This is a genomic window from Paenarthrobacter sp. TA1.8, from assembly GCF_048595705.1.
GTDB classification, from domain to species: domain Bacteria; phylum Actinomycetota; class Actinomycetes; order Actinomycetales; family Micrococcaceae; genus Arthrobacter; species Arthrobacter nitroguajacolicus.
Map to the genome: position 1 here is coordinate 263,955 of NZ_CP184287.1, position 21,764 is coordinate 285,718.

Genomic DNA, 21,764 nt, shown 5'->3' on the forward strand with positions numbered 1-21,764 from the left:
AAGCAGCTTAGAGCTGGGTGAAAGCAGCGACGGCGGGATCGGACCCTATCCGGGCGCCCGCCTCGAGTGCCGTGATGGCAGCCAGTTCGGATTCGGTGAGGGTGAGATCGGCGGCGCCAAAGTTCTCGCGCATCCTCTTCGAGTCCGCGGACTTGGGGATCACAATCGTCCCCTGGGCGAGATGCCAGGCCAGAATCACCTGTGCAGGGGTAGTGCCGTGGGCAGCAGCCACCAGGGCCACCTGCTCGGAGTTCAGGTCCTTGCCCTGGCCCAGCGGGCTGTAGGCCTCCACTGCGATGCTGAGGTCGCGGCACTTGTTGGCCAGTTCGCCCTGCTGGTACGTGGGATGGACTTCAATCTGGTTTACGGCGGGAACCACATCTGCTTCTTTTAGCAACGTGTCCAAGTGGTCCGAGAGGAAGTTGGAGATGCCGATGGCCCGGACCTGCTTGTCCTGGTACAGCTTCTCCATTTCCTTCCATGCCTGCGTGTAGAGGCCCTGCGACGGGACAGGCCAGTGGATCAGGTAGAGGTCGATAACTTCAAGGCCTAAGGCGTCGCGGCTGCGCTGGAAGGCGTCATAGGCCTCGCCTTGCTCCCCGTTGCGGAGCTTGGTGGTGATGAATAGTTCTTCACGGGGAATGCCCGAGGCCGCGACGGCAGCGCCGACTCCTGCCTCGTTGCGGTAGGCAGCCGCGGTGTCGATATGGCGGTAGCCGGCTTCCAGGGCGTCTTCCACTACCTTCTGCGTTTCCTCAGCAGGTACTTGGAAGACCCCGAATCCGAGCTGGGGGATGGTGACGCCGTTGTTCAATGTCAGCTCTGGCATGACGGTCTCCTTCGACGGAATGGTTATGGTGGTGACACTCCAGAAAGCGTTTTCGGAGGCTCTGTACTGAGCCTATGCACTTTTGGTGGCAGAGTCAGCAATCCAACCTGATCCTGTTTTTCCTAGGTCTGGTAGTCCTACCCAAAATGGTGGTCTTTCACACGCCCCGAACGGCAGAATGGACGGATGGGTCAAAGCGCCGAGTTCGGTAAATTCCTCAAGGTCATGCGTGCCCGCCTCTCACCCGAGGACGCTGGAGCGCAAGAGCCCAGCGGTGCCCGCAGGGTGCCCGGACTCCGTCGCGAAGAAGTTGCCCGACTCTCCGGAGTGAGCACCGACTACTACACCCGTCTGGAACAGGGACGCAACATACACCCATCCAAGGCGGTCCTCGACTCTGTTGCCCGCGCATTGCGCCTTGACGCGGGGGAGCAGGCGCACATGATGGACCTGCTGGAACACTGTGCGGGTTCTGCAGTCAACCCCGGCCCCGTGCAGAAGGTGAGGCCCGGGCTCCGGCAGCTGCTCGACGCCGTAGGCGATGTTCCGGCCATGGTGCTGGGCAGGCGCGCCGATGTCCTCGCCGGAAACCGGATGGCTCACCTGCTTTTCACCGACTTCACTGCGCTGCCGGCCGCGGAGCGCAACCTGACGCGCTGGATCATTCTGGACCCGTCCGCCGGGGCATTGTTCAGGGACTGGAAAACCGTGGCTGCTGAAGCCGTGGGCGCCCTCCGGATGGACGTGGGCCGGCACCCGAACGATCCGCAGACCAACCAACTCGTGGGCGAGCTTGCCGTACACAGCGAGCATTTCCGGCAATGGTGGGCCGGGCACAGGGTGGCATCGCGATCCGCTGGAACTGTTCGCCTGCACCACCCGATTGTGGGTGACCTGGAACTGAACTTTGAGACGCTAAGTCTCCCGGACGACCCCGACCAGATGCTGAGGATCTATTCCGCGAAGGCCGGTTCGCCGTCGTCGGACGCTTTGACGCTGCTGAGCTTCGGTGAGGCGACCGCCGCCGTGCCCGAACCCGAACCCGCCCGCCGAGACGACAGTTAACGCCCATGTTTTCGGAAAACATGGGCGTCAACTGCCATCTCGCGGGGTGGGTAGAGGGGTGATCAGCGCTCCAGGCGGAAACCAAGCTTGATGGTGACCTGCCAGTCGGCCACGGCGCCGTCCTCAAGGTGGCCGCGGATTTCCTTGACCTCAAACCAGTCCAGGTTCCGCAGGGTCTGGGAGGCTGTTGCGATGCCATTCTTGATCGCGTCGTCAACGCCTTCGGTGGAAGTTCCTACAATTTCGGAAACGCTATATGTGTGGCCAGCCATGGTGCTCCTCATCAACGTCTTACGAATCTCTGGAAAATCAGGCCCGCCAGGCAGGCCGTCCATGCAGACTAGCCCACGGATCACCGTGCGGCCAGAGTCTGCAGGGGCTTAGCTTTCGCGCCAGTCGTTGCTGGTGATGTGTGAACCTGCCTGTGGTCCCATCTGCAACATTCCGCCGTCCACCGGCCACGAAGCGCCGTTGACGTAGCTGGAATCCGGTGACGCCAGGAAGGCGATGACGGCGGCGACTTCCCGGGCATCGCCGGGGCGTCCCAGCGGAACTCCGGGCCGTTCCTTCTGAGTGGGATCCTCGTCCTCCTGGCCTGTCATGGGGGTAGCGATTTCGCCCGGCGCCACATTGTTGGCAGTGATGCCGTGCTCAGCGAGTTCCAGGGCCATGGTTTTGATGAGGCCACCCAAGCCGTGCTTGGACGCGTCATACGCCGAGGCTCCAACCCTTGGCTGGAACTCGTGGACGCTGGTGACAGCGATGATCCGCCCACCGCGGCCGGCCTTCACCATACGCTTGGCTGCTGTTTGCATTGCGACGAAAGCCCCGTTGAGGTTGGTGTCCAAGGTGGACATCCACGTGTCGTAGTCCAGCTCAAGGAACTTTGTGCCGTCGCCGGTTCCGGAGTTGTTGACGAAGACGTCCACGCCGCCAAGTTCCTCAGCGAGCTTGTCGATGGCCACGGCCGTTCCCCGGACATCCGTGGTGTCCAGTTGGTGGACCACAGCTTTCCGGCCCAGGCCGCGGACCTCCTCCGCGGTTTCCTCAGCTCCCTGCTGGTCCGAGTGCCAGGTGATTCCTACGTCCATGCCGGCCTTGGCCAACGCCACCGCAGTGGCCTTTCCGATGCCGGAATCCGATCCCGTGACGATGGCGGTCTGCGGGGAAAATGGTGCGTCGCTCATTGTCTTGCCTTTCGGTCGTGTGATCGCTCCGATCCTTAATCACTACCCAGTGATTCCGGCCGTAAACACTCCCGGCGCAAAAGGGTCATCCCGGCGGATGGGGATGGAGTGTAGATTTCTTGCAGCAGCACCCAGTGAATCCCCACAACCAGGAGTACTCATGTCAGAAGTTATTGTGGTCGGCGTTGACAGCAGCGAGACGGCCAAGCGTGCAGCAGTGGCAGCAGCGAAGCTTGCCACCGCCCTCGGCGCCGAACTGCACGTGATCAGCGGCTTCTCCGATGACCGCATTGAAGAATTCGGCAGCGGCAGCGACCGCATCACCGTCTCCTCCGCGGACTCCGCAGAATACGTGGCCCGCAAGGTTTCCGAAGAGCTGGACGTTCCCGCCGGCAACATCAAGTACTTCGCAGCCCGCGGCACACCTGCCAACGCCCTCATCAACTACGCCGAGACCAACAACGCCTCGCTGATCGTGGTGGGCAACAAGCGCATGAAGGGCCTCGGCCGCGTACTCGGCAGCATCGCCAACAGCGTGGCGCACGGTGCTCCCTGCGACGTGTACATCGTGAACACGGACGTCGACGCATAACCAACCCAAGTAAGTGACAGCAAACGTCGCTATGACCGCTCATAGCGACGTTTGCTGTTACTCAGTTGGGTGCACGGCGGCTAGTGGCCCTGAAAGGCCTCGGCCAGCCACCACGAACCGCCGTCTGAAGCGATCTTCGCGTCGATGACCAGCGGTCGGTCCTGTGTCCCGGCCTGGTAGGCGGCGATCCAGGGGCGCACGGCTTCCAGATCCGCCACGGTCCGCACGGTGACGCCCTCAGCCCCGAACCCACGGGCGATCGCTGCGATGTCGGTGTCGGGGAACACGACGCTGGAAAGCTCTGCTTCCGTGTGCTCCGAAGCGAAGTGGTGGACCTCTGCCCCGTAGGCTGCGTCGTTGTAGACGATGCACACCAGGGGCAGCTTGAGCCGGGCTGCGGTCTCCAGCTCGCTGATGCCCATGAGGAATCCGCCGTCACCTGCACCGAGGACCGGCAAGCGGTTCGGCTGGGCAAGTGCTGCGCCGATGGCCGTGTACAGTCCGAGTCCGATTGCTTGGAAGGCTTGGGTGAAGCAGAACCCGAATTCGTCCGGCACGGCGAGGTATTGGCTTGGGTAGCCCATGAAGTTGCCCGAATCGACCGCCACGATCCTTTCGGCCGGGAGCAGGGTGTCGAGTTCGCGGGTGAGGACGCGCGGATCAATGGAGGTCGCCGTGGACAAGTCTTCAGTGTCGACGTCGCGCCATCTGGAGCCCTGCTTGATGGCTAGGGCGATGGCTTCGGTGCGGTACTTTTCCGCCGGCTCGGGCTCCACGGAGCGCAGCACCTCCAAAGCATCAACTGCAGTCAGCGCCGAATCGCCAAGCACTCCCAGTGAAATGGGCCGGTTCGCGCCGAGGGCTGAATCTTCGACGTCGATCTGCACCACTTTGGTGCCCGGAGAGATCAGCCGGCCGTGTCGCATGGTCCACATGTTCAACGCGCAACCCCATCCCACAATCAGGTCCGCACCGCTGATGAGCTCCGCCGTAGTCGGCGATGAGAAACCGCCCGAAATACCCAGATTGTGGGAGTCGCCGTTGAACAGCCCACTGGCCACAGCCGACGTCGCCACCAGCGCCCCGGCATGGTGTGCGAGTTCCAGGATCTCGTCCCGTGCACCGCGCCCGCCGCGTCCGGCGACGAACACAGGCCGTTCCGCGGCCGCTATCAGCGCCACCAACTGCTCTATGGCCGAAGCGTCCGGGCGCACCTTCAACGGTTCAGGCACGACGACGGCACTCACCTCGTCTGCCGCGGTGCCGCTTTGGACGTCCAGTGGCAGGCTAAGGACCACTGTGCGGCGGTCGTTCACCGCTGTCCGGAAGGCCCGAACGGTGTCCGCGACGGCGGTGGCGGGGGAGTGAATGCGCTCGGCCACGGCCCCTACGCTGCGGGCCAGTCCGTCCTGGTCGATTTTGAAGTTGGACCTGATCGCTGCGGCCTGGGTGTCGGCTGTGAGCACGATCATGGGGGTCCGGCTTTTCGCTGCCTCACCGACCCCGGTGATGGCGTTGCTCAGACCGCACCCTTGATGCGTGGTGACCACCCCAACTTTCCCGGACATCCGGGAGTACGCGTCGGCCATGGTCGCCGCACCGCCCTCGTGCCGGGTGGCCGTGAACGGGATGCCCTCGGCCATGAGAGTGCCGGTGACATCGAAGTTGCCGCTGCCCACCACCCCAAAAACGTGCCCGACGCCGAGCTTCGCCAGCGTCCTGCCCACCAACGTGGAGACCCGCACTTGCCCGCTCATGCCTTCTCCACCGCGCCCTTTTCCACCAGCGCGTACACGCGGCTCGGGCTGCCCGTCCCGCCGACGATCGGCAACGGAGCAACTACCAACGTCGCACCGGTGACGGGGAGTCGGTCCACGTTCCGGAGCGACGTCACGCCGTACTTGTCCGCGCCGAGCAGGAACGAGTGGACGGGGAACATCGGATCCAGGGCGCCTGCCTGTCCGGCGTCGATGCCCACGGTTTCTACACCGAATCCACTGATCGAGGCGTTTCCGGCGAGCCACTTGGCACCTGCGGCAGAGACGCCGGGAGTGTGGGGTCCGGCGTCGTCCGCGTTGACGAAAGCGGCAGCGTCAGCGCCTCGGGCCGCCCAACCAGTTCGGAAGATCACCCAGCAGTTCTCCGGGAACGCACCGTGCTCTTGCTGCCACTGCTCAAAATGTTCCGGTTCCAACAGGAAATCAGGGTCATCCGCTACCTCGAGCGACTTGTCGATCACTACAATCGGGCCCACCAGTCGGTGTGGTTCGATCTGGTCCACCGACTTGCCGTCCTTGCCCGTGATCCAGTGGACCGGGGCGTCCAAGTGCGTCCCGGCGTGTTCGCCCACGGTGACGTCGTTCCACGCCCAGGCCGGACCGGCGTCGTCGAAATTGCTCACCGGCGAAACGGACAACCCCACCGTGTTCGCGAACGGCTGCGGCAGGTTCAGGATGGGGGTTTCGGAGCTCAGGGGCGTTGTGAGGTCGATGATTTCCACCGAACCACTCGAGAGGGCTGCAGTGAGCCCGGCCAGAACAGACATTGTTCTCCTATCGCTTGCTTGGTTTCAGTGCTGATTGAATACGGGAAAATCGTGAGGGTTTCGCGGTCAATTTCTGCGCAACCAGATGTCCGGAACCGCCGGAAAGCCCTGGACCGGGATGGGTTGAAGCGCCGATGTGCCACAGCCCTTGGACGGCAGTCCGGTGTCCGGCGGCGGAGGGGAAGGGCCGCCACAGCAGGTTTTGGAAGAGCTCCGCGGAGCCGCCATACGGGTCGCCGTCGACGGCGTTGGGGTTCGCGGACAACAGGTCCGTGGGGGCAAGGATGTCTGAAGCAAGAACAGTAGCCCGGGTTCCCGGGGCGAACTGCTCCAACCGGTCCAGGACCCGTTCCAGATATCCCTGCTTCAGTTCGTGGGTCCAACCTTCGGCAACCGACAATTGGCCCGCCGCGTCCCCCACGGGAGAGAACGGCACTTCCTGCAACTGCAGCCACAGCGTTGCCTTGCCCTCCGGAGCCCGCGACGGATCCAGTACGCACTGCTGTCCCACCACCACGGTGGGTTCGCTGGGCAACAGGTCGGCTTCGGCCTGGGCGCAGGCAATTCCCGTGCTGTCCGAGCCGTTGCTGATGTGAACCAGCGGAACGCTGTTGAGCCTGGGATCGAGCCACTCGACAGGACGGTCCAGGGCCAGGTGGATCTGCATGGCCCCGCGGCCGTTTTGGTAGCGTTCAGCGGCTTCGGCAGTACCGGCCGGTGGCTGGCGAAGGAGTTGGGTGTAGAGGGCCTGGGGCGATACGTTCGCGAGCACCGTGTCTGCGGTGACCACACCTTGCGATGTCTGCACTCCGGCCACGGCACCGGATGAGTCCACCAGGATCTCGTCGGCCTCCGCACCCAGCATGATCCGGACGCCGTTGTCCCTGAGCAAAGACTCAAAGGCAGCCACAAACTGCGAGGCGCCGCCCTTCACAACAGGAAGCCCGAAGCCGTGCATGCTCATGGCCATGACCGGGAGCATGACGCCACCGGTGGCTTGGTCCGGGCCTAGTCCTGCGTGCAGAAGCCAGGGCGACCACAGCTGGTCCGCTTCCCAGCCGTCAAAACGGCTGCGGACATAGTTCCGTCCGCTCATCACGGAGTCCCGGACAAAGGCCTCCGTCCCTGAGAAACGCCCGCGTCCCACGGCTCCGAAGGCAATCTTCGCCACCTCCCCAAACGAGCGAAGTTCCGCCCCGAAAGCCCCGAACACGGTTCCGGCATTCCGCCCAAGATCATCCAGCATGGCCATATAGGCGGCTTGATCGCGAGAGGCCTTGAACGCAGCAGCCGTCTCGGCCGGGTCCCTGTGTGCGATGACCACGCGGTGGGCTCCGGTAGCAGGATCCGCAGCAATGCTGGCCGTCACTGGGCCGGAGGTGTTGCAGTACTCCAGACCCCGGCGGTGCAGTTCTTCTCCCAACGCCGAGTAGGCACCACCGGACACAAACAAAGGGTGCCAGGAGGAGAAGGTGTCGTGGATGAAACCCGGGAGGGTACGCTCCGCGGATTGGATGAACCCACCCAAGCGATCCGAGCGCTCAATGATGCACACACGCTTCCCTGCCAAGGCCAGCTCGGCTGCCGCGACCAGCGAATTGATGCCTGAGCCTATGATCGCGACGTCAAGGGGATGGTCCATATCCGTTCCTTTCAGAAGTGCACAGAAGTCAAAAGGGAGTGCTTAGAAATCCGGATGGCTGGCAGTGGCGTGGTAGTTTCCGCCGTGGAACACCAGGGGAGCGCCGTCTTGGTGGTTGTAGCTTTCCACCTCACCCACGTAGATGACATGGTCCCCGGCATCATGTCGCGCAACGGTGCGGCACTGGAATGTTGCTACTGCACCCTCCAGTAGCGGAACACCGGCGATGCCGTCAGCTGTTTCCACGCCGGCGAACTTGTCCGTGGCGGGCGTGGCGAACTGGCGGGACAGGACGTGCTGGTCACTCGCCAGGATGTTGATGGCAAAATGCGTTGCGTCCTCGAAATCGCCCAGGCTGGGGGCGCGTTTGCTGGGGCACCAGAGCACCAGCGGCGGATCCATGGACACTGACGTGAAGGAATTCGCGGTCATGCCCACTTTTCGGCCGTCCGCAGACACAGTGGTAACCACCGTGACGCCCGTGGCGAACTGACCCAACGCACCCCTGAAGTCCCTCACATCGAAGGCAGCAGCATCGTCCTCTTTCCGGGCCTGCATGAAGTCAGCGGCCGCGGTGGGATCGAACCACCAGGGGTATGACGTCCGGGGATCATCGAAGCCGCTGACGATGCTTGCCGCCAGTGCCGGATGGTCAGCGGCTTCACGGAGGAGCGTCTTCTGATGATCGCGGCGTGGCTTCAGGAGATCATTGGTCCACTCCACCGCCCATTGCCCCCAGCCGCGCCAAAATTCGTCGAAGGTGCGCTCCATCCAGGCACGGTCAAAAGGCTGCTGGCCTCGGCGAACGATCGAATCCAGGTAGTACTTCGCGGCCAGGGTGGCGTTGTTGGAACCCTGCCCGGTGAGGGGATCGTTGAGGACCACGGCGTCACCGAGCCCGAACACCAGCTTCCCGTTGCCGAGTTCCCCGACGGCGGACCTCACCGTGGGCGTGATGCGCCCCAGGAGCGTCGCGCCGCTGTCGGTCAGCTCCGCGGCGGCAAAGTTTTCTGCCTCGTGCGGGAAATGTTCCCGCAGGATTTCCAGCGAACGCTTGAGCTGCTCTTCGGGGGTTCCGACGTCGGTCCAGCGGTCCATGGGGCCGCCCACCACGCCCTCGAACACCATCATGCGGCAGGGGCCCGATACGGTCAGGCCCGGGAACGTGAAGAATTCGCCGACGCCGGGGGCCATGGACATGCGGATGGCGTCGCCCGCGCTGCCGGTACCGGCGGCGGACGAGCCGGCGGAAGCACCGTCGTCGGACGTGACGTAGTTCAGGGCCAGTACCCGCTGCGGCCGGTCGAAGGGCGACCTGGCCTTATCCCGCGGGAAGATCTGGCCGATCTCGCCCTTGCCGGTGCTCACAATGACCAGCTCGTAGTCATGGGCGAGTTCTTCGAGCATGCGAGGTGTGACTTTCTCAATGCGGAAGTCACCACCGGCTGCAACAAATGTTTCGATCCAGAGGGCACTTTTGATGCGCTGGTCAATGGACCGGGCGGGACCGTCCAGGGGTGCTTCCCATTCGACGGGTTCATCAGCATCCACACGTAGCCGGATTGAAGTGATGCCAGGGACGGATCCGGATTCGTAGAATTCGGTGAGCGCCGTTCCCATGTGGGCTTCGGCGTCCAGGGCGGTGGAGAACATGCACTGGCTGGACATGACCTTGCCGGTGCGGATCTGGGCAGCGGAACGGTCGGACAGAAGCGTCACCGCGTAGCCGTCACGTTGCAGGCCCAAGGCCAGCTGGGCGCCGGATTCGCCGGCCCCCACGATTGCTATCTTTCGCATGGTTGAGTCCTTATTAGCAGGGTCGTGCTACGAAACTTTGGCGGCAGACAGGTCCGCGAGGTAGCTCGCGGCTTTATCCGGATACATAAACCACTCCTGGAATTCCGGTGGGTGGTTGAAGCCGTTGGCGAAGCGATGGGCGATAGCCGGCTCGCTGTTCGCAGCCCCCAAGAGCTCGAGGACATGGGGCGGAGGCGGAGCCAGGAGGGCATTCGTCCAGTGTGCAACGTGCTGCGCGTAATCCCAATAGCGCTCAAAAGTGGCCTGCATAAAGTTTGCATCGTAGGCTCCACCGCCGTACCGGGTGATGCTGTCCAAGTACGACGCCGCACATTTGCTCGCGTTGTTGGAACCCTGCCCCGTGATCGGATCGTTCAAAACCACGACGTCGGCCAGGCCAAGTACCTGCCGGCCGCTCGGCAAGGTGGCAATTGGGTGGCGGACGGTGGGCGCAAACCTGCCCTGGAGAACGCCGTTGGGATCGGTGAGTTCCACATCAGTGGCGCGCTCTGCTTCCCACGGCAGGAAGGCCTTGAGGATGTTCTTGGAGTTTTCCAAATGCTCCTCGGGTGAGAGTTCCTTCCAAGAGTCCATTGGCCCGCCCGGAACCCCTTCGAAGACCATGATTTCGCAGGGGCCGGTGGTGGTGAGCGCCGGGAAGACGAAGTACTCGCCAACGCCGGGGATCAGGTTGAACGAGACCGCCGAGTAGTCCTCCCGCGGCTTCAAGCCCTTCACGTAGGTTAAGGCCAGGGCGCGCTGCGGTGCATCGTAGGTGCTGCGGTCCGCGTCACGGGTGAACAGTTGCGCGATCTCGCCCTTGCCGGCGGCCACAATCACCAGGTCCGAGTTCTGCGTGTACTTCTCCAGCTCGGCTACCCCCGCGTCTTCGAAGACGAGCTCTCCGCCGCGTGCTGTGAACTCCTCCATGAACCGCGGGAACTTCACGCGCTGGTCGATCGACTTGGCGTGGTTGTCCAGGCGTGAGGCCCAGCTTATCGCCTTCTCGCCCGGCAGTTCGGGGTGGGGGATGGTGAACGAAATGCCGTCCACGGTGGGAGCATCGGGCCAGAAGTCCAAGCCGAGCGCCCGCTCGTGCTCCAAGGCGTTGTGGAAGATGCACTGGCTGGAGGCAACCTTGCCTTCGTGAATCTCTTCCGGTGTGCGGTTGGAAATGGTGGTCACTTGGTAGCCGGCGTCCAGCAGTCCGATGCCGAGCTGCAGCCCGGACTGGCCGGCACCGACGATGGTGATGTGGCGTTGCGTCATGGCGTTGCCTTTCTCTGTGGTGGAAGTTGTTCTGAAGCTTGGCGTTAGTTTGCTGCGAGCAGGGGAATGGTCTCTTCGGCGCGTTCCGGGCCCAAGGCGGAATACCCGCCGTCGACGGCCCAATCTGCGCCGGTCACGAAACTTGCTTGGTCGCTGGCGAGGAACGCGACGACGTCACCCACCTCGTGGGGGCGGCCGACCCGCTTGAGTGCGTGGAAGGGGGCCGCCACGGAGTCTGTCTTTTCGAGGTTCCCGTTGCTGAGTGAGTCCATGATGTTGCTCCAGACCCAGCCGGGGCTGACGGAATTCACGCGGATACCGTCTTCTGCGAAGTCCACGGCCATGCTCCGGGTGACTTGCACCAGCGCGGCTTTGCTCGCCGGGTATAACCAGCGGCCGGTTTGGGCTACTGAGCTGGAGATTGAGGTGAAGTTGATGATGGCGCCGTGCCCGGAGGCCTTCAGGTGGGGGCGGGCTGCGTTGCTGGCCACCACTGCGCTGACGAGGTTGACGTTGAGAGCCTCGAGCCAGTCGGCGCGCCCGGACGCAGCGCCGTCGTCCTTGTAGGTGCAGGCAAGGTTCACCAGGATGTCGAGGCTTCCGTGCGCGGCGACGGTTGCGCTGACCAGCCGGTTCACGGCGTGGTCATCGGTGATGTCAGTGTGGGAGTAGTGGATGCCTTCGCCCAGTCCGGTGGTAAGTGATTCGCCGTCGGGATCTATGTCCGCAACCACCACCGCGGCGCCGGCGTCCCGCAGCGCGGCCACCACGCCCTGCCCGACCTTGGTTGCACCGCCGGTAACGATTGCCGTCCTGCCCTGAAGTCCTGACATGGTCCAAGCCTTTCCCGTACTTGTCACGTTGTGAAAATATGACGTGCGTCATAGTTCTTCTAGAAACGACTCTAGGCAGTCGCTGAAATCCGGACTATCCATTTGGCGCAAGGGCCATCCGAATTACGCAGGGTCTTCCTCTTCTTCGTGCCAACCAACCCAAGCCGCGGAGGTGAGTTGAGCGTTCTTGGCTTGAAGTTCCGCCGCCCAGAGTTCGAAGTGGTTTTCATCCCACTCCTCCCGCCGGTGGTGCACGAGCTCGATGTTCTTCACTGGTCCTCACCTCGCTTTCGGCGCTGTTATGGTGATGTGAGCTGAGTCATACTTGTCCTAAGGGCGACTCTAGGCGGCCGTTGAAATCCGGAATATCCACGTGGCGCGAGGATCATCCGAAAAGCGCAAAACTGTGGAGTAGGTGCCGAAATGGTGAAGATTCTTCCTCGTGATGTTTTGCGGGGACGGCCAACAATGGCCACAACTGACGTGGACGAAGCACACGCCAAGATCGCTGAGCTGTTCTGCAGCCATGAGCTCGCGCCACGCACCCGGACGTCGTCAGTGGACATGAAACTGCGCTCCTTGCATCGGGGCGATGTGGGGATCGAGTTCCTGGACTACGGCGCGGATGTTCGGATTGAGCCCGAGGGCCTTCAGGACTTCCATCTGGTGCAGATCCCGCTGGCAGGACACGCTTCCATGCAAGTAGGTGCGAACACCGTGGAATCCAGTCCGCGTATGGCCACGGTTCCGCCCATCGACCGGCCCTTTTCCATGAGTTGGGACGGCGGAAGTCCGCACCTGATTGTCTACGTGAGGCGTTCGGCGCTTGAACGGGTGGCCGAGCAGTTGTACGGCGACAGCGCTGTGGACCTTGGCTACGGCATGGACCTCTCAGGTGGAGCGGGCCGCGCGTTCCTGAGGTCCGTCGTCGAACTTCATGACGACATGATCAGTCAGCCCGCCTCCAGTGCCCCCGCGTTCGTTCAGGGGCTGCTGGCGGACAGCATGGTGTCCCGACTGCTGATGGCGATGCAACCGCCCGGCGGGGAAGCGCGAAACGCGGAAGCGGAGGGTCGGTTGGTCCGCGAGTGCAGGGAGCTGCTGGAGCGGCACGCCTTTGAAGAACTCACGGTGCCGGACATCGCCGAGTGCTTGGGTGTTTCGGTGCGGACTCTCCAAACCGCGCTCAGGGCGGAAGCCGGTGCGACGCCGTCGGAGTTGTTGCGGAGTATCCGGCTGGATCGCGCCCGCGAGATGCTCCTGGAGGCGAGTCCGCGGGAGCAGAGCGTCACGGCAATCGCGGAGTTGTGCGGCTTCACGCATCAAGGGCGCTTCTCCGCCCTGTATCTGAAGACTTTCGGCGAGCTCCCGTCGGAGAGCCTGCGCCGCTGAGGCAAGACATTGAGATCTACTATTGTGCGTTCAGATACACAATAGTAGATCTGCCGGTGCGGACTATTCTGTATCGCGCAGAATGCGCGGGAGGAATCCCAGCCGGTCCAATTCCCGAACCAGGAGGGGCGTTAGTTCGCTCGGGGCGAGTCGAAGCCGGTAGGATCTCTTTCCTTTCGCCACCGGTTCTATGACTCCGCGCTCCAACAGTTTTCGAATGTCCTGGCTTCGAGTCGCGGGTGAACCCGTGAATGCTGAACTAAGGTCTGCGGCCTTCACTTCAACTTTGCGGGCGATGATTTTTAAAGCGAAGGCTTCTTCCGCTGTGAAGCGCGATGACGCAAGGCCTCTTTCGATTGCAGGAACTAAAAGACCTTCTGTAACGAAGTCCTTATCGCCGAGTTTCACCAACCTGCTTAGGTCCGTCAGTAGACCTTCCAGGACATAAGTCGACCAGCGAATGAGAGATTCAGGTTCGAGGGAGTCGGCATCTTCGAGCCGCTCGTAGTAGAGGTCGCGATTCTCCCCAAATACTGCCGTTGGGTTTAGAGCCCTGTATCCGGCGGTGTCGGAAAACCCCTGCCGTCGCATGGCTGCGTACGTCAGGAGTCTCCCGACTCGACCGTTGCCATCCCCGAAAGGATGAATCCAGACGAACCGATGGTGGGCGAGGGCGATTTGAGGTGCGATTGCCTTCGATGCGCGCGCTCATGATGCTCGACAGCAATTGAAACAGCGTGCGGAGCTGCGCGAAGACCTCGGGAGGGGTGGTTCCATCCCCTAAATCTGCGCGAACCCGTTCAAGCTGGATGATGGCTCTCGCCAACGGAGACCTAAAGGGAAACTCGGGAAACTCAAGTGGTCTCACGCGCAGAATTTTCGGACGGCACTGGCAACAATTAAGAGCATGATGCGATTCTGCCCTAAAAATCAAGGATTCCAACTGTCCGCACCCATGCAAGATTTAAATTCATTGTGCCTAACATTTAAGGCGTTCTCTACCTGCTACGCCTCCAGCACGTACGTCTTCAGGTCGTCCAGGGTCTGCTGCATGTGCGCATCCATGGCGAGCCGTGCCTCGTTGGGATTGCGGGATTCCAAAGCGGCCGCGATCTTCCTGTGGTGGCCGATCGCGTGTTCCTGGATTTCAGGAAACGCTGAAGTTTCGGCCCGTCGGGCTTCGAGGACCCGGTGCAGCGGCTCGAAGAGCACGGCGACAAAGACGTTGCCTGAGGCGTGAAGGATCACGTCGTGGAAGGCAAGGTCGGCTTCCACGAAGGCGGCGAGGTCATTGGTTTCGTGGGCGGCCTGCATCTTTTCCACATGCTCTTTGAGCGCCGCGAGTTCGTCGTCGGAGATGCGCTCCGCGGCCAGCTGGCATGCGCCGGTTTCAAGCATGCGGCGCAGTTCGATCAGCTGGATCGCGGCAGCCGCATCCTTGGTTCCCTCTGAGGCCGCGCGCAAAACGGCTTCCAGTGACGCCCACTGGTTGAGGGGGTTGACGAAGGTTCCACGGCCGCGTTCGACACTAAGGATCCGCTGTGCCTCAAGGGTTTTCATGGCCTCGCGCACGGTCATGCGGCTTACCTCGTGTTTGGCGCTGAGCTCCAGCTCTCCCGGGACTACCGTTCCGGGCGGAAACTCGCCCGCGATGATCCGGTCCAGCAACTCGTCAGCGACGACGCCGACCAGCGACTTGCGTGCCATGTATCCCCGTTTCCTATACTTCAGACCGCCCGGCTCCCCGTGTATTTCCCTCGGACGGGCGGTTGTCAGACATCTTACGCTGGCGGTGGCCAGCTTGTTTTCCAAAACCCGGTTAGCGCCGTGGCGCATTTTTCCGGCTGTTCCCAGTGGACGTTATGGCCAGCGCCGAGGATGGCGCTTAGCTGCCGATTCGGGCTTTCGTCCACGAATGCGCGCATTTGTTCCACGGGCCGCACCCGGTCATCGCTGCCGGCTATCACCAGCAGTGGCGCGTGGACTCGCCCGGGCACTGAAGGTTCGACGCCGGTCATGGCAGCTACGGCGCTGGCGGACAGAATCGGGAACGGCGCATCAAACCCTGTGCTGAGCCGCGACATGTCGGCTGCGGACAGTTCCCCGTACCAAGCATTCATGAGCTTCGCTACGGTCTCGGGATCAAAAAATCCCTGATCCAGTTGCGAGCTCAGCAGCTTCTTGAACCCCTGATTCTGCGGCACGGGCGCCATGCCCACCAAGGTTATGGTGGCCACCAGTTCGGGGCGGGCTGCCGCAAGTGTCAACGAAACGCTGCCTCCCATGGAATGCCCCACCAGGTGCACCGGTCCGCTGCTCCTGACTTCAATGGCTGCCGCTACCGAACCGGCTACCGAGTCCAGCGTCCACGGGAAGTCCGGTGGCACTTCTTCGCCCGGGTGGTAGCCCGGGAGGTCGAAAATCCAGACCGTCCGGCCGGCGTCGAGCAGTTTTTTCGCAAGTGGTTCCCAGTACACAGAGCCGGAGGCCCAACCGTGGATCAGCGCCACGGGAACCGCCTCACCTGCGGAAACGGTAGGCGTGAGGACGTTCACGAACGGGAGCGAAACAACACTGTCAGCCATGCCCCCAGCCTAGTGATGCACAGCACCTTGCGCGCTGTAGAGCCGTGTGTCACACTAATTCAAATGTTAGATGTCTGACATCTTACATTCACCAAACCGCTACAGAGATTTCCCACGATGGAGTGCACAGTGACCCTTGAAGCCGACGTTCTGGCCGCTTTCCCGGCGGAAGTCCAGATTCCTGCTCAGTTGGTTGCCGACGCCGTTGCGGCGTCCTCGGCAACGTCTCCCCGCGTCCTGGTAGTCCTCGACGACGACCCCACGGGAACGCAGTCCGTTGCGGATCTCGCCGTGCTAACCCAGTGGGACGTCGCAGATTTCGCATGGGCCTTCACCCACATCCGGCAGAACCAGACCAAACCTGCCGTGTACGTCCTCACCAATACCCGCAGTCTGGACCCGGCCGAAGCCGCAGCCCGAAACGAGGAAATCGTCCGCAATGCCCTGGCCGCGGCAGCCGGAAATGTGAGGCTCGGTTTTGTCAGTCGCAGTGACTCCACCCTCCGTGGCCACTACCCCTTGGAGCCCGACGTCATTGCAGCCACCGTGGCTGCCGAGACCGGTGAAGCCACCGACGGCGTGGTGATCGTTCCCGCATTCCCCGACGCCGGCCGAGTCACCATCGGCGGCGTGCACTATATGCGGGGCACCGGTGAAGACGCAGGCACACTCACCCCCGTGGCCGAGACGGAATTCGCCAAGGACGCAAGCTTCGGCTTCAAGAACTCTGAGATGGCCAAGTACGTGGAGGAGAAGTCGCGGGGCCGGTTCCCTGCAGGCGATGTGATCGTGCTTGACCTCAACATCATCCGCGCCGGCGCCTCCGCGCAGGACCCCACCATCTCAGCGAAGGCCATCGCCGACGCCCTTGAGTCCGCCACCAACTCCACGCCGATCGTGGCCGACATCGTCACCGAGAATGATTTCCGCGCCTTGGCCCTGGGCCTCGAAGAAGCCGAGCGCCGCGGCAAGAAGCTCCTGTACCGTGTGGGCCCGCCCTTCGTGAGGGGCCGCATCGGCCAGGAGATCCGCACCGCGTTGACCTCCCAGGAGGCTTTTGCAGGCAACACTCCCTCCACGGCCGGCGGCCTGATCGTGGTCGGCTCGCACGTCGGCGTCACCACCCGTCAGCTCAACGCCCTGACCGCAGAACACAGCTCGGCACGGACCATTGAGATCGACGTCGAGAAACTCATTGCCGGGACCGAAAGTGCGGGCGAAAGCGAGGCCGAGGCCTACATCGCAACGGTCGTGTCCGACGTCGTCGACGCACTTCGCAAGGGTGACGTCATCGTCCACACCAGCCGCCTGCTCATCAAGACCGACGACGCCGCAGCAAGCCTGAAGATCGCACGCACCGTCTCGTCCGCCGTCGTCGCAGTTGTGAACCGGACGCTGAAGACCTTCCCGCCGCGGTTTGTCATCGCCAAGGGCGGCATCACATCCTCGGACGTCGCCGCGCACGGACTGGAAATTCGTCACGCGATCGTCCGCGGCCCCATGCTGCCGGGCATTGTTTCGCTGTGGGAGCCCGTGGACGGTCCCGCCAAGGGCATCCCGTACATCGTGTTCGCCGGCAACGTGGGCGACGACCAATCCCTGACTGAGGTCACCCGCAAGCTCAGCGCCACATCCCCACTTGCCCCCTAACCTCGCACGCTCGGCCAAGGAACCCGGCAAGCGTGGGCCCTACCTATTCAATGGAGAACACCATGACCAGCAGCAACTACACCGTCACCGTCCTGGGCCTGGGCGCCATGGGCCTGCCCATGGCTACCCGGCTCGCGTCCGAGCTGACTGTCCACGGCTTTGATATCGCCGAGCCCCGCTTGGAACTCGCCGCAGAAGCCGGCATCAAGACCTTTGCTTCTGCACGCGAGGCATCGGACGGCGCCGACGCGCTGCTCTTGGCCGTCCGCAACGGCGAGCAGCTCAACGACGTCCTTTTCGGCGAGAACGGCGTGGCTTCGGTACTGAAGCCGGGCGCCGTCGTGATCCTCGGCAGCACCGTTGGTACTGAAGCCATCCCTGCCACGGTGGAAAAGCTTGCGGAATACGGTGTGGCCCTGGTGGATGCGCCGCTGTCCGGCGGCCCGAAGCGTGCCGGCGAAGGCGATCTGCTGATCGTTGTCGGGGCGGAGCCCGAAGCACTTGAAAAGGCGCGTCCTGCCTTGGAACTGCTGGCCTCCACCCTGAGCATCGTGGGCGACAAGCCCGGCGACGGCCAGGCCCTCAAGACCGTCAACCAGCTCCTCTGCGGTGTCCACATCGCCGCTGCTGCCGAGGCCATGGCTCTTGCCGACGCCCTGGGACTCGATCAGGCCAAGACCCTCGCCGCCCTCGAAGCCGGAGCCGCCGGATCCTTCATGCTTTCAAACCGTGGCCCGCGCATCCTCGAGGCCTACTCCGAGGACGGTGCCGAGGTACTCAGCCGCCTGGACATCTTCGTCAAGGACATGGGCATCGTCGGTAAGGCAACCCGGGCCGCCGGCCTCGCCGCACCCGTTGCCGCCGCTGCCGAACAGCTTTACCTTCTCGGCCAGGCCCAGGGTCTCGCCGCCGCCGACGACTCCGCCGTCATCAAGGTTGTAGCGCCCGCAAAGCGCACCGCCTAAGCACCCCACCAGAACGCGCGACGACGGCGATCCCCCCTTCGCCGTCGCCGCCACCTCCCGCCGGTCTTCTCTAGACTGGTATGTCAAAGGAGACACCCCCAATGAATCCCCTCAATAACTCTTTGATGGTTCAGATGGCGGACGCCCCCGCCATCAAGCCCGCAGTGGAGCTGGGCACACCTCTGCTGCTGACCATCGCCGCAGCGGGCATCGCCCTGTTGCTGGTGCTGATCATCCGCTTCAAAATCCAGGCTTTTGTTGCCCTGCTTGCCGTCAGCATCCTGGTGGGCGTCGCCGCGCAGATTCCGCTCAAGGACATCTTCACTGTTGTGACCACGGGCGTTGGCAGCACCATGGGCAAGGTCGCATTGCTGATCGCCCTTGGCGCCATCCTCGGCCGCATGATTGAAGTTTCCGGCGGCGTGCAGTCGCTGGCCACCCACTTCACTGAGAAACTCGGCGCCAAACGCGTTGCCATTGCGCTGACGGCCGTCGGCTTCCTCGTGGCGATCCCCGTGTTCTTCGAGGTGGGCGTGATCGTCCTCGTTCCCATTGTTTATGCGTTCGCGAAGATCGCTAACGTACACCCGATCAAGTTCGGCCTGCCCATGGCCGGCATCATGCTGTCCATTCACGTGGCCGTCCCGCCGCACCCGGGCATCGTTGCCGGCGCCGGCGTGTTCGGTGCGGACATTGGACTCATCACCCTGATCTCACTGATCATCTGCGTGCCGCTTGGCTTCCTGTCCTACTGGGTTGCCAGCATCATGAACCGCAAAGAGTACGAACTGCTTCCAGGCGTCAAGCAGCAAGTGGACGAGTTCGGTTCCGAATCACTGGTCCACGTTGGCCATGACGGCCCCGGTGCACACGCCATCGCTCCTCCGCGGCCTGGTCTGATCATGTTCCTGATCGCCGCTCCCATCGTCCAGATCCTCCTCGGCACCGTGGGAACGCTGACCCTCCCCAAGGACAACTACTGGTACGGCGTGGCCGCCTTTGTCGGCAACCCGTTCTTCGCACTCCTGGTGGCTGTGGCTCTATCCTTCTTCCTGCTGGCCGTCCGCCGCAACTGGTCCCTCAAGGAAACCGGCGAGATTTTCGAAGGCGCACTTCCTCCCATCGCTTCCATCCTCATGGTGGTGGCCGCTGGTGGTGTGTTCGGTGAAGTCCTCCGTGCATCCGGAATCGGCGCAGCTCTGTCCCACACTTTGGATAGCCTCGGCCTGCCGGTCATCGTGCTCGGCTTCATCATCTCCCTGGCACTGCGCGCCGCCCAGGGTTCTGCCACTGTCGCAATCGTGACGACAACTGGCCTGCTTACCTCTGCCGTGATGGAAGGTGGCTACACGCCGGCCCAGATCGCGGTAATCGTCATTGCCATTGGCTTCGGTTCATTGGGCCTTTCCCACGTGACCGACGCCGGGTTCTGGACGGTCGTCCGCTACTACGGCCTCACAGTGTCTGACGGCCTGAAGACCTGGACCGTCCTCACCACTATCCTGGGCCTGGCCGGCTTCGCGTTGACTTACGTTGCCTGGATCCTGGTGGGAGGTTTGGCCCACTGATGCGCGCCAACCTCGACCATATGGTCAACACTGCCCTGGCCTCCGGCTCGGCTGTTCCGGCCTTCACCTGCTACGACTTCACCACAGCGCTGGCTGTTGTTGGCGCAGCGGAGGAAGCCCGGCTCGGCGTGATCCTGCTCGTCGCTCCGAAGACCGCGTCCACGCCTAACGGACTGCGCCTCATCGCGGCCCTTCGCGGCCTGGCCAACGACGCCAGCGTCCCGGTTTCGGTGCAGTTGGACCACGCCTCCGATCTCAGGGTCATCCTGGAATCCGTGGCGGCCGGTGCGGATGCGGTGCTCGCTGACGGTTCATCATTGCCCTACGAGGACAACATCGCCCTCGTCCGTGAAGTCCGTGCGGCGCTGGACGCGGCAGGCGCTGCCGACGTCGTGATTGAGGCGGAGTTGGGCGGCCTTGCGGGCGACGAGGACAAGGCGTTCGGTGCCGAAAGTTCAGCGCACGACGCCGGAGCGTCCGTTGCGGGACTCACCAACCCGGCACAGGTGGCCGACTTTGTGGAGCGCACGGGTGCCCAGCTACTGGCTGTCGCCGTGGGCAACGTGCATGGGAAGTACAAAGGCGAACCAAACATCCGTTGGGACGTACTGCAGGAAGTCGCTGCCGAGACAGAGGTGCCGCTGGTGCTCCACGGCGCCTCCGGCATTCCGGCCGACGAACTAGCGAAGGCTCCCTCCATGCAGGTGGGCAAGGTCAACTTCAACACGGAACTGCGCACAGGCATTCTGTCGATGCTGGAGTCGCAAACCCCAGCCCACCGCGCCGATGGCGAGAATCTTCAGGGTTTGCTGGCCCAGTGGAATGGCTCGGCTTCAGCTTTTGCGGGCGCCACACTGGAGTTGCTCAGCGCCTGACGGGCCGCCCGGCAACCAAGTCCGGCAACACAGGGAGGCTAGGATCAAAACATGATCCTGGCCTCCCTGATTTTCGCGACGATTGCCGCCTTGCTCCACGTCTATATCTTCACCATGGAGTCCACTACCTGGACAAAGCCCAAAACCTGGAAGACATTCAGCATCACCTCCCAGGCCGACGCGGAAACCACCAAGCCGCTCGCGTACAACCAAGGTTTCTACAACCTGTTCCTGGCCATCGGCGCACTGATCGGCATTGTTGCAGTGGCCATGGGTGCACCCCAAGTGGGATGGACCCTTGTCTTCAGCAGCTGCGGTTCCATGCTCCTGGCCGCCCTTGTGCTCGCAGCAAGCGGCAAGAAGTACCTCCGCGCAGCTACCCTCCAAGGCACCACGCCGCTTCTCGCCGTCGTTCTTGGCGTGCTGGCAGTGACGCTGGGCTAAGCCAAGATGGCCTAAGCCAATGGGCTAGGACTCCGGCGGACCATCCTGGGCCGCGGCGTCGTCCATCCACACAACTTCCCAGTGGTGCCCGTCCAGGTCGCGGAACGCGCGGCTGTACATGAATCCCATGTCCATAGGGTCGTAAGTTTCGGAACCGCCGGCTTCAAGTGCCTTGGCCGCCAGGGCATCTACGTCCTCACGGCTGTCGGCTGAAATGGCGACAATTGCCGCCGTCGAGTTCTGCGTGTCCGCGATGGGCTGCTTGGTGAATTCGCTGAACTTGGCGTGGGTCAGAAGCATAGCGTAGATCGTGTCGCTGAAGACCACGCAGGCCGCAGTTTCATCGGTGAAGTTCGGGTTGATGGAGTAGCCAAGGGCCGTGTAGAAGGCCTTGGATGCCTCAAGGTCGCTGACGGGCAGGTTCACGAAAATCGACGTAGTCATGAGTCTGATCCTGCCGGTGTTTCGGCGGCTCGTCCAGAGCCAATTTCGAGTTTGTGGATAACGGCGGGTTGTCCGCCCTGCC

General features: G+C 62.9%; 22 protein-coding genes and 1 pseudogene. 8 read left to right on the forward strand and 15 right to left on the reverse strand.

The annotated features are described in order from the left end of the window. Nucleotides 1-7: 7 nt before the first annotated feature. Nucleotides 8-829, reverse strand: coding sequence for an aldo/keto reductase (locus ACNAOT_RS01395; protein ID WP_420179735.1), 822 nt, complete (start codon nt 827-829; stop codon nt 8-10). Nucleotides 830-1,015: 186 nt separating this feature from the next. Between ACNAOT_RS01395 and ACNAOT_RS01400 the strand changes: the two genes are divergently transcribed. Further along, entirely contained in the window at nt 1,016-1,894 is an 879-nt protein-coding gene (locus ACNAOT_RS01400) for a helix-turn-helix transcriptional regulator (RefSeq protein ID WP_420179736.1), read from the forward strand. A 62-nt stretch (nt 1,895-1,956) separates the two neighbouring features. Here ACNAOT_RS01400 and ACNAOT_RS01405 read toward each other — a convergent pair whose 3' ends face one another. Together ACNAOT_RS01405 and ACNAOT_RS01410 are read right to left on the reverse strand one after the other, a co-directional pair. Further along, nucleotides 1,957-2,166, reverse strand: coding sequence for a dodecin (locus ACNAOT_RS01405; protein ID WP_011773002.1), 210 nt, complete (start codon nt 2,164-2,166; stop codon nt 1,957-1,959). A gap of 108 nt (nt 2,167-2,274) precedes the next feature. Beyond that, nucleotides 2,275-3,081: an SDR family oxidoreductase gene (locus ACNAOT_RS01410; RefSeq protein WP_420179737.1), complete on the reverse strand. Its 807-nt coding sequence runs from the start codon at nt 3,079-3,081 to the stop codon at nt 2,275-2,277. Nucleotides 3,082-3,241: 160 nt separating this feature from the next. Here ACNAOT_RS01410 and ACNAOT_RS01415 point away from each other — a divergent pair, with 160 nt between their 5' ends. Then, a complete protein-coding gene (locus ACNAOT_RS01415) occupies nt 3,242-3,673 on the forward strand; it encodes a universal stress protein (RefSeq protein ID WP_054808808.1) in 432 nt (143 codons plus the stop codon). 80 nt (nt 3,674-3,753) lie between these two features. Here the strand turns inward: ACNAOT_RS01415 and ACNAOT_RS01420 are convergent, their stop codons facing one another. The 7 genes from ACNAOT_RS01420 to ACNAOT_RS01450 all read right to left on the reverse strand — a co-directional run bounded on the left by ACNAOT_RS01420 (nt 3,754) and on the right by ACNAOT_RS01450 (nt 12,032). Then, nucleotides 3,754-5,430 carry a thiamine pyrophosphate-binding protein gene (locus ACNAOT_RS01420; protein ID WP_420179738.1) on the reverse strand — a complete coding sequence of 559 codons (1,677 nt, stop codon included), beginning with the start codon at nt 5,428-5,430 and terminating at the stop codon, nt 3,754-3,756. Continuing rightward, on the reverse strand, nt 5,427-6,218 hold the full coding sequence (locus tag ACNAOT_RS01425) for a cyclase family protein (RefSeq protein WP_420179739.1): 792 nt from the start codon (nt 6,216-6,218) through the stop codon (nt 5,427-5,429). Before ACNAOT_RS01425 ends, ACNAOT_RS01420 begins: the two co-directional genes overlap by 4 nt. Nucleotides 6,219-6,225: 7 nt before the next feature. Beyond that, on the reverse strand, nt 6,226-7,860 hold the full coding sequence (locus ACNAOT_RS01430; RefSeq protein WP_420179740.1) for a phytoene desaturase family protein: 1,635 nt from the start codon (nt 7,858-7,860) through the stop codon (nt 6,226-6,228). Nucleotides 7,861-7,902: 42 nt separating this feature from the next. Then, nucleotides 7,903-9,657, reverse strand: coding sequence for a flavin reductase (locus tag ACNAOT_RS01435; RefSeq protein ID WP_420179741.1), 1,755 nt, complete (start codon nt 9,655-9,657; stop codon nt 7,903-7,905). A 27-nt stretch (nt 9,658-9,684) separates the two neighbouring features. Continuing rightward, nucleotides 9,685-10,926 (reverse strand): styrene monooxygenase/indole monooxygenase family protein, encoded by a 1,242-nt coding sequence (locus tag ACNAOT_RS01440; protein WP_420179742.1) that lies wholly within the window; start codon nt 10,924-10,926, stop codon nt 9,685-9,687. Between the two features lie 44 nt (nt 10,927-10,970). Further along, nucleotides 10,971-11,759, reverse strand: coding sequence for an SDR family oxidoreductase (locus tag ACNAOT_RS01445; RefSeq protein ID WP_309073910.1), 789 nt, complete (start codon nt 11,757-11,759; stop codon nt 10,971-10,973). Nucleotides 11,760-11,882: 123 nt separating this feature from the next. Further along, on the reverse strand, nt 11,883-12,032 hold the full coding sequence (locus ACNAOT_RS01450; RefSeq protein ID WP_420179743.1) for a hypothetical protein: 150 nt from the start codon (nt 12,030-12,032) through the stop codon (nt 11,883-11,885). 195 nt (nt 12,033-12,227) lie between these two features. Between ACNAOT_RS01450 and ACNAOT_RS01455 the strand changes: the two genes are divergently transcribed. Next, nucleotides 12,228-13,151, forward strand: a complete 924-nt coding sequence (locus ACNAOT_RS01455) for an AraC family transcriptional regulator (protein ID WP_420179744.1) — start codon at nt 12,228-12,230, stop codon at nt 13,149-13,151. Between the two features lie 63 nt (nt 13,152-13,214). Here ACNAOT_RS01455 and ACNAOT_RS01460 read toward each other — a convergent pair whose 3' ends face one another. From ACNAOT_RS01460 to ACNAOT_RS01475, 4 genes and pseudogenes are all read right to left on the reverse strand, one after another. Next, on the reverse strand, nt 13,215-13,742 hold the full coding sequence (locus tag ACNAOT_RS01460) for a hypothetical protein (protein WP_420179745.1): 528 nt from the start codon (nt 13,740-13,742) through the stop codon (nt 13,215-13,217). Nucleotides 13,743-13,790: 48 nt separating this feature from the next. Further along, nucleotides 13,791-13,841: pseudogene (locus tag ACNAOT_RS01465) on the reverse strand (hypothetical protein); the annotation flags it as partial. Nucleotides 13,842-14,156: 315 nt separating this feature from the next. Then, a complete protein-coding gene (locus ACNAOT_RS01470; RefSeq protein ID WP_420179746.1) occupies nt 14,157-14,858 on the reverse strand; it encodes a FadR/GntR family transcriptional regulator in 702 nt (233 codons plus the stop codon). Nucleotides 14,859-14,932: 74 nt separating this feature from the next. Then, nucleotides 14,933-15,736: an alpha/beta fold hydrolase gene (locus tag ACNAOT_RS01475; protein ID WP_420179747.1), complete on the reverse strand. Its 804-nt coding sequence runs from the start codon at nt 15,734-15,736 to the stop codon at nt 14,933-14,935. 129 nt (nt 15,737-15,865) lie between these two features. On the opposite strand from ACNAOT_RS01475, the gene ACNAOT_RS01480 reads away from it, so the two are divergent. From ACNAOT_RS01480 to ACNAOT_RS01500, 5 genes are all read left to right on the forward strand, one after another. Continuing rightward, on the forward strand, nt 15,866-17,386 hold the full coding sequence (locus ACNAOT_RS01480) for a four-carbon acid sugar kinase family protein (protein ID WP_420179748.1): 1,521 nt from the start codon (nt 15,866-15,868) through the stop codon (nt 17,384-17,386). Between the two features lie 62 nt (nt 17,387-17,448). Further along, the gene (locus ACNAOT_RS01485) at nt 17,449-18,351 is read left to right on the forward strand and encodes an NAD(P)-dependent oxidoreductase (protein ID WP_091464645.1); all 903 of its coding nucleotides are present in this window, start codon (nt 17,449-17,451) and stop codon (nt 18,349-18,351) included. A gap of 101 nt (nt 18,352-18,452) precedes the next feature. After that, the gene (locus ACNAOT_RS01490; protein WP_420179749.1) at nt 18,453-19,919 is read left to right on the forward strand and encodes a GntP family transporter; all 1,467 of its coding nucleotides are present in this window, start codon (nt 18,453-18,455) and stop codon (nt 19,917-19,919) included. Next, on the forward strand, nt 19,919-20,794 hold the full coding sequence (locus ACNAOT_RS01495) for a class II fructose-bisphosphate aldolase (RefSeq protein WP_420179750.1): 876 nt from the start codon (nt 19,919-19,921) through the stop codon (nt 20,792-20,794). Before ACNAOT_RS01490 ends, ACNAOT_RS01495 begins: the two co-directional genes overlap by 1 nt. Nucleotides 20,795-20,845: 51 nt before the next feature. Further along, nucleotides 20,846-21,238, forward strand: a complete 393-nt coding sequence (locus tag ACNAOT_RS01500) for a DUF1304 domain-containing protein (protein WP_420179751.1) — start codon at nt 20,846-20,848, stop codon at nt 21,236-21,238. 24 nt (nt 21,239-21,262) lie between these two features. On the opposite strand, the gene ACNAOT_RS01505 is transcribed toward ACNAOT_RS01500, so the two are convergent. After that, nucleotides 21,263-21,682 carry a VOC family protein gene (locus tag ACNAOT_RS01505; protein ID WP_420179752.1) on the reverse strand — a complete coding sequence of 140 codons (420 nt, stop codon included), beginning with the start codon at nt 21,680-21,682 and terminating at the stop codon, nt 21,263-21,265. Nucleotides 21,683-21,764: the final 82 nt, after the last annotated feature.

Bases quoted from the DNA above. Each gene is read 5' to 3' on its own strand.
- ACNAOT_RS01455 (WP_420179744.1), top strand. From the start codon at position 12,228: ATGGCCACAACTGACGTGGACGAAGCACACGCCAAGATCGCTGAGCTG.
- ACNAOT_RS01410 (WP_420179737.1), bottom strand. From the start codon at position 3,081: ATGAGCGACGCACCATTTTCCCCGCAGACCGCCATCGTCACGGGATCG.
- ACNAOT_RS01400 (WP_420179736.1), top strand. From the start codon at position 1,016: ATGGGTCAAAGCGCCGAGTTCGGTAAATTCCTCAAGGTCATGCGTGCC.
- ACNAOT_RS01420 (WP_420179738.1), bottom strand. From the start codon at position 5,430: ATGAGCGGGCAAGTGCGGGTCTCCACGTTGGTGGGCAGGACGCTGGCG.
- ACNAOT_RS01440 (WP_420179742.1), bottom strand. From the start codon at position 10,926: ATGACGCAACGCCACATCACCATCGTCGGTGCCGGCCAGTCCGGGCTG.
- ACNAOT_RS01500 (WP_420179751.1), top strand. From the start codon at position 20,846: ATGATCCTGGCCTCCCTGATTTTCGCGACGATTGCCGCCTTGCTCCAC.
- ACNAOT_RS01505 (WP_420179752.1), bottom strand. From the start codon at position 21,682: ATGACTACGTCGATTTTCGTGAACCTGCCCGTCAGCGACCTTGAGGCA.
- ACNAOT_RS01415 (WP_054808808.1), top strand. From the start codon at position 3,242: ATGTCAGAAGTTATTGTGGTCGGCGTTGACAGCAGCGAGACGGCCAAG.
- ACNAOT_RS01430 (WP_420179740.1), bottom strand. From the start codon at position 7,860: ATGGACCATCCCCTTGACGTCGCGATCATAGGCTCAGGCATCAATTCG.
- ACNAOT_RS01490 (WP_420179749.1), top strand. From the start codon at position 18,453: ATGAATCCCCTCAATAACTCTTTGATGGTTCAGATGGCGGACGCCCCC.
- ACNAOT_RS01435 (WP_420179741.1), bottom strand. From the start codon at position 9,657: ATGCGAAAGATAGCAATCGTGGGGGCCGGCGAATCCGGCGCCCAGCTG.
- ACNAOT_RS01425 (WP_420179739.1), bottom strand. From the start codon at position 6,218: ATGTCTGTTCTGGCCGGGCTCACTGCAGCCCTCTCGAGTGGTTCGGTG.
- ACNAOT_RS01445 (WP_309073910.1), bottom strand. From the start codon at position 11,759: ATGTCAGGACTTCAGGGCAGGACGGCAATCGTTACCGGCGGTGCAACC.
- ACNAOT_RS01470 (WP_420179746.1), bottom strand. From the start codon at position 14,858: ATGGCACGCAAGTCGCTGGTCGGCGTCGTCGCTGACGAGTTGCTGGAC.
- ACNAOT_RS01405 (WP_011773002.1), bottom strand. From the start codon at position 2,166: ATGGCTGGCCACACATATAGCGTTTCCGAAATTGTAGGAACTTCCACC.
- ACNAOT_RS01395 (WP_420179735.1), bottom strand. From the start codon at position 829: ATGCCAGAGCTGACATTGAACAACGGCGTCACCATCCCCCAGCTCGGA.
- ACNAOT_RS01495 (WP_420179750.1), top strand. From the start codon at position 19,919: ATGCGCGCCAACCTCGACCATATGGTCAACACTGCCCTGGCCTCCGGC.
- ACNAOT_RS01485 (WP_091464645.1), top strand. From the start codon at position 17,449: ATGACCAGCAGCAACTACACCGTCACCGTCCTGGGCCTGGGCGCCATG.
- ACNAOT_RS01475 (WP_420179747.1), bottom strand. From the start codon at position 15,736: ATGGCTGACAGTGTTGTTTCGCTCCCGTTCGTGAACGTCCTCACGCCT.
- ACNAOT_RS01460 (WP_420179745.1), bottom strand. From the start codon at position 13,742: ATGCGACGGCAGGGGTTTTCCGACACCGCCGGATACAGGGCTCTAAAC.